The sequence below is a fragment of the Candidatus Proelusimicrobium excrementi genome (assembly GCF_937881865.1).
Taxonomy (GTDB): domain Bacteria; phylum Elusimicrobiota; class Elusimicrobia; order Elusimicrobiales; family Elusimicrobiaceae; genus Proelusimicrobium; species Proelusimicrobium excrementi.
Window position 1 is genome coordinate 1 of sequence record NZ_CALGEO010000128.1, and the last position, 4,496, is coordinate 4,496.

The 4,496-nt window shown below is 44.6% G+C and carries 4 protein-coding genes; all 4 read right to left on the reverse strand.

Features of this window, described 5'->3' with window-relative positions:
* Positions 1-1,247: proline--tRNA ligase (gene proS / locus ACQY26_RS06000; protein ID WP_428048241.1), on the reverse strand; the 1,247-nt coding region annotated here is incomplete at its 3' end.
* A 32-nt stretch (positions 1,248-1,279) separates the two neighbouring features.
* Positions 1,280-2,041, reverse strand: coding sequence for a DpnI domain-containing protein (locus ACQY26_RS06005; protein WP_428048242.1), 762 nt, complete (start codon positions 2,039-2,041; stop codon positions 1,280-1,282).
* A gap of 18 nt (positions 2,042-2,059) precedes the next feature.
* A complete protein-coding gene (gene ispG, locus ACQY26_RS06010; protein ID WP_428048243.1) occupies positions 2,060-3,133 on the reverse strand; it encodes a flavodoxin-dependent (E)-4-hydroxy-3-methylbut-2-enyl-diphosphate synthase in 1,074 nt (357 codons plus the stop codon).
* On the reverse strand, positions 3,130-4,305 hold the full coding sequence (gene rseP / locus ACQY26_RS06015; RefSeq protein ID WP_428048244.1) for an RIP metalloprotease RseP: 1,176 nt from the start codon (positions 4,303-4,305) through the stop codon (positions 3,130-3,132). The genes ispG and rseP overlap by 4 nt, the downstream gene beginning before the upstream one ends.
* Positions 4,306-4,496 lie beyond the last annotated feature (191 nt).

The following is a 4,496-nucleotide window of genomic DNA, read 5'->3' on the forward strand; positions in this document are numbered from 1 at the left end:
TTGAATGTGTGGCCCACTTCAATGCCGCGCATGAACTCAAACTCTTCTCCGCAGCGCGGGCAGCGGTCGCCTTTGGAGGCGAGTTTCAAGTCGGCAAAAACGTCCGCTTCAAAATCCCTGCCCAAATTGACGTTTTTGATATGGGTGTCTTTCTTGTTCGCGCCGGACGTGCCGTTTACTATTGTTTTTACGTAATTGTCGGCGTAAATTTTAACTTCCGGCTTGCGCGCTTTTAAGCCGCAGGGCCCCGCAAAACCGAGGGGGGAAGAAGTAACTTCCTCATAAAATTCCGGGGTGGCCTTTTCCAGCTCTTCGGCGTTTAAAAGCTTTTTCAGTTTGATTTCGTTAAGTTCGTCATTGCCGCGCATTAAAACGACAACTCCTTTGCCGTCTGCTTTGTAAACCAGCGTCTTGATAAATTTCTCGGCGGGCTGTTTTAAGAAAGCGGCCACTTCGTCTATCGTTCTGGCTTCGGGCGTGGAAACTTCCTCTGCGGGCAGTAAGTCTTTAAGTTCTGCGGGCTGGGGGGCTTTTATTTCGGTCTTTTCCGTATTGGCGGTGTATCCGCATTTGTGGCAGACTGAAATTTCATTTTCCCCGGTTTTTGCCAAAACCATAAACTCGTGGGAGAAGTTCCCGCCGATATTGCCGGTATCGGCTTCAACGGGTTTAAATTTAAAGCCGCATCTTGTAAATATGCGGATATAGGCTTCATAAAGGATTTGATACCACTTTTCGGCGGATTTTTCGTCCGCGCAGAAGGAATAGGCGTCTTTCATATAAAATTCTCTGGCGCGCATTATGCCGAAACGCGGGCGGATTTCATCGCGGAATTTTGTGCCGAACTGATAAAGGCACAAAGGCAGCTGCTTGTAGGAGTTTACGTCCTTCCTCACCAAATCCGTCATAGCTTCTTCCGCGGTGGGGGCCATGCAGAAGCCGGCTCCTTTGCGGTCTTTAAAACGCAGAAGTTCCTTGCCGTAATGGGCCCAGCGGCCGGATTCTTCCCAAATTTCCTGCGGCTGAACTACGGGCAGCCAAACTTCGCAGCAGCCTGCGGCGTTAAGTTCTTCCCTGATGATATTTTCAACTTTTTTCAAAATTCTCATACCCAAAGGCAGCCATTCATAAAGGCCGCTGGCGGTTTTGCGTATAAGCCCGGCCCTTAACATCAGCTTGGCCGATACGATATCGGCGTCTTTCGGGGCTTCTTTTAAAGTGGGTATATAATATTGCGATAATTTCATTTTTTGATTTCCTCTGTTTGTTTTGGATATATTTATAATATTTCGTATTGTCCTTTTCCTATAAATCTGATATAGCCTTTATCTCGTAATAATTGTAATTGTTGGCGTATTTTCGGGCGAATATTATTATTTAGAGGATGTTTTTCTTTTAAATAATTTTCAAAAGAGTATATTTCTTCTAAAGATAAACTCTTTTTATTCAAACTTTCTATACATTTTATAATATCTATAAGCCAACCGCGGGAATATTCGCTTTCTTTTCTCAAGAAGAGCATTTTATTAAAATCCGTTAGAATTTTATTTTTTTGTACAACGGTTCCATTCTTAATAATATATAGTTTGCCGCTTTCAGGAATATTGCTGATATTTATATTACATCCAATCCATCCGGCTCTTTTTGCATTTTCTGATAGAGGCTTTCTTTTTATAATAAGGTCTTGAGTCAAATAATGCTTTGGAATTACCATTAAATTAGGGATATGATAATCTTCTAATGAATAATTAAGAAAGAAAAAATTAGGAATACTGTTATCTTGTATTTTTTCAATCATCGTATAATACGCACCGTCGGTTATCTGCTTGCCGATATATTTGCCGGTTTTTAGTTCAAATTGTTCGCTGCAATTTGAACAATAAAAATCCTCCACTTTAGTATTATTGGGAGTCTTTGTCAAAACATTTCCACATTTGACGCAATAAGCGTTTTGCAGCAGCCAAGTTTCACTCATCACTCTTATTTGTTGTGAAGTGGATTTGTAGTTTTGCGCCAAAGTTCGGTCCAGTTTTAAAAGCATAATATTACAGTAAAAAAATTATTTTTTGATTTCCTCTAATATTCTTTTAATCCAAATTTGTTGGGGGATTTTTTCTATAATTTCGCCCTTTTTAAACCAAAGGCCTTCGCCGCGGCCGCCGGCTATGCCGAAATCCGCGTCGCGCGCTTCGCCCGGGCCGTTTACCGCACAGCCCATTACGGCTATTTTCTTGCCGGTGGAAAGGCGGATAAGTTCTTTGTCGGAATAAATTTGCTCTTCCAAAGCTTTAACCGTGCCTGATATATCAACTTGCGTTCTGCCGCAAGTCGGGCAGGAAATTATATTCGGGCCGTACTGCCTGAGGCCCAAAGCTTTTAAAATCTCGTAAGCGGCGCGCACCTGCATTTTGGGATCTTCCGTAAGGGAAATCCTTATCGTCGCGCCTATGCCTTGGCTTAAAAGGCGGCTCATGGCTATGGCACTTTTTACGGTGCCGGCAAGGAAGCTGCCCGCTTCCGTAAGCCCTATATGCTGGGGAATATCGGTTTTGCTCGCCAAAAGTTCGCAGGCGGCGACGGTGCGGAACAGATTATCCGATTTCAGCGAAACCAAATAATCTTTAAAATTTAATTGCTCAAGCAGATCGGCTTGTTCCAAAGCCTCGCCGACCATTACTTCCGCCCATTTTTCGTCAGTCCAGTTCGGCTGACCGGGGAACTTTCTAAGTTCTTTAATGGAGCCGGCGTTTACGCCTATTCTTATGGCGACGCCTTTATCCTTGCAGGCCAGTACGACTTCTTTCACTTTCACTTTGTCGCCGATATTGCCGGGGTTTATTCTTACTTTGTCAACGCCCTGTTTTATGGCTTCAAGCGCAAGTTTATAATCAAAATGTATGTCGGCCACCAAGGGCGTTTCAATCGCCTGTTTGATTTTGCCCAAAGTTTTGGCCGCGTCCATATCCGGCACGGCTACGCGGTTGATTTCACAGCCGGCGTTTTCCAAAATTTTAATTTGTTTGACGGTGGCTTCCGCGTCGCGCGTATCGGTGTTGCACATTGACTGCACGCGCACGGGATTTTTGCCGCCCAATATGAAAGGCCCTACTTTTACTTCTCTTGCAAGCTTCATTTGGAGGCCTCCTTTACGGCGTCCGCATTGTCTTCCTGTGCGGGCTGGGGAACCGTTTGCTCTATAGCCGCTTTGGCCGATGAGCGCGTTCTGATGCGTTTTATGTCGCTGTAAGTGGCGTAAAGGACCAAAGCCAAAAGGAAAATCGCCCCTGCGGAGCTGGCGTTATATATGGTTTTTTCTTTAACTCTTTTGCCTCTTATAGCTTCAATTATAAAGAAGAGTATATGCCCGCCGTCAAGTATAGGTATAGGGAACAAATTGAACATGCCTATGGCTACGGAAATTAAACCTATAAGAAAGAAGTAATCTTCCGGCCCGCTGTGCACGCCTTTGCCGACGATTTCAAAAATGCCTATCGGGCCGGCTACGTCCGGGGCCTGTTTGTGCCAAAGCTTGTCGGCTATCGTGGTGATTGAAAGGGCCGTCCAGTAATAGCATTGATGCGCGGCTACTTTCAGGGCTTTAAATACGCCCGCTTTTTGATAGACGGGCTCCAAAGCTATGCCGACTTTTTTATTTTCGCCCAAAGGTAAAGTTACGGAAGAGGTTTCCTCTCCGCGTTTGTAGGTTAAAGTAACTTCGTTTTGGGCCGCGGCTATGTTTTTTACCATTTGTTCCCAGTTCTGTATGGGAGTATTGTTTACGGCGGTAATCAAATCGCCCTGCTGAAGGCCGGATTTATAAGCCGGGTAACTTTCCATAATTTCGCCGACGACCGGGGGAATAAGTTTAGGATTGTTGATAGGCAGCCCCATTGAAAGTACGACTATAAAAAATATTACGAAAGCCAAAACATAGTTCATACCCGCGCCGGCAAATACCATAAACGCCCTTGAATACCAAGGCTTGGCGGCGAAATCTCTGTCATCGGTAATTTCCGCTTCGCGCGCGTAAAATTCCCCTGCGGGTTTTACGTATCCGCCCAAAGGTATGGCGCGCAGGGAATACTGCGTTTCCCCTTTGCCCCATTTTTTAAGGAGCTTCCCAAATCCGATTGAAAATTCCTCCACCCTAATATTTAAAAGTTTACAAGCCAAAAAGTGGCCCAATTCGTGAATAAAAATTACCAATCCTAAAGCAAAAGCTATGCCGACGGCGGAAAGCAAAGTGTCGGGGCTTACAAGCCATAGTATTTTCGCCCATAGGGCATGGAGAAAAGATGTTATCATTTGAGGCTCCTGATATAAGATAGTAATATTATATCACTTTGGGAGAATGATTTATGGGGGTAGGTTGTTTGGTCGGATTTGTGTTTTACTCGGTTTATGTTGCGTACTCGCGGCTAGCACTTTGCCACTTTTATTTGCTCGTGTTAAGTTCTGCTCTCACGGCTAGCAGACTTCCGCATTTGGCCTGCTTT

Excerpts from the sequence above, each read along its gene's own strand:
- ACQY26_RS06005 (WP_428048242.1), bottom strand. The coding sequence starts at position 2,041 with ATGCTTTTAAAACTGGACCGAACTTTGGCGCAAAACTACAAATCCACT.
- rseP (WP_428048244.1), bottom strand. The coding sequence starts at position 4,305 with ATGATAACATCTTTTCTCCATGCCCTATGGGCGAAAATACTATGGCTT.
- ispG (WP_428048243.1), bottom strand. The coding sequence starts at position 3,133 with ATGAAGCTTGCAAGAGAAGTAAAAGTAGGGCCTTTCATATTGGGCGGC.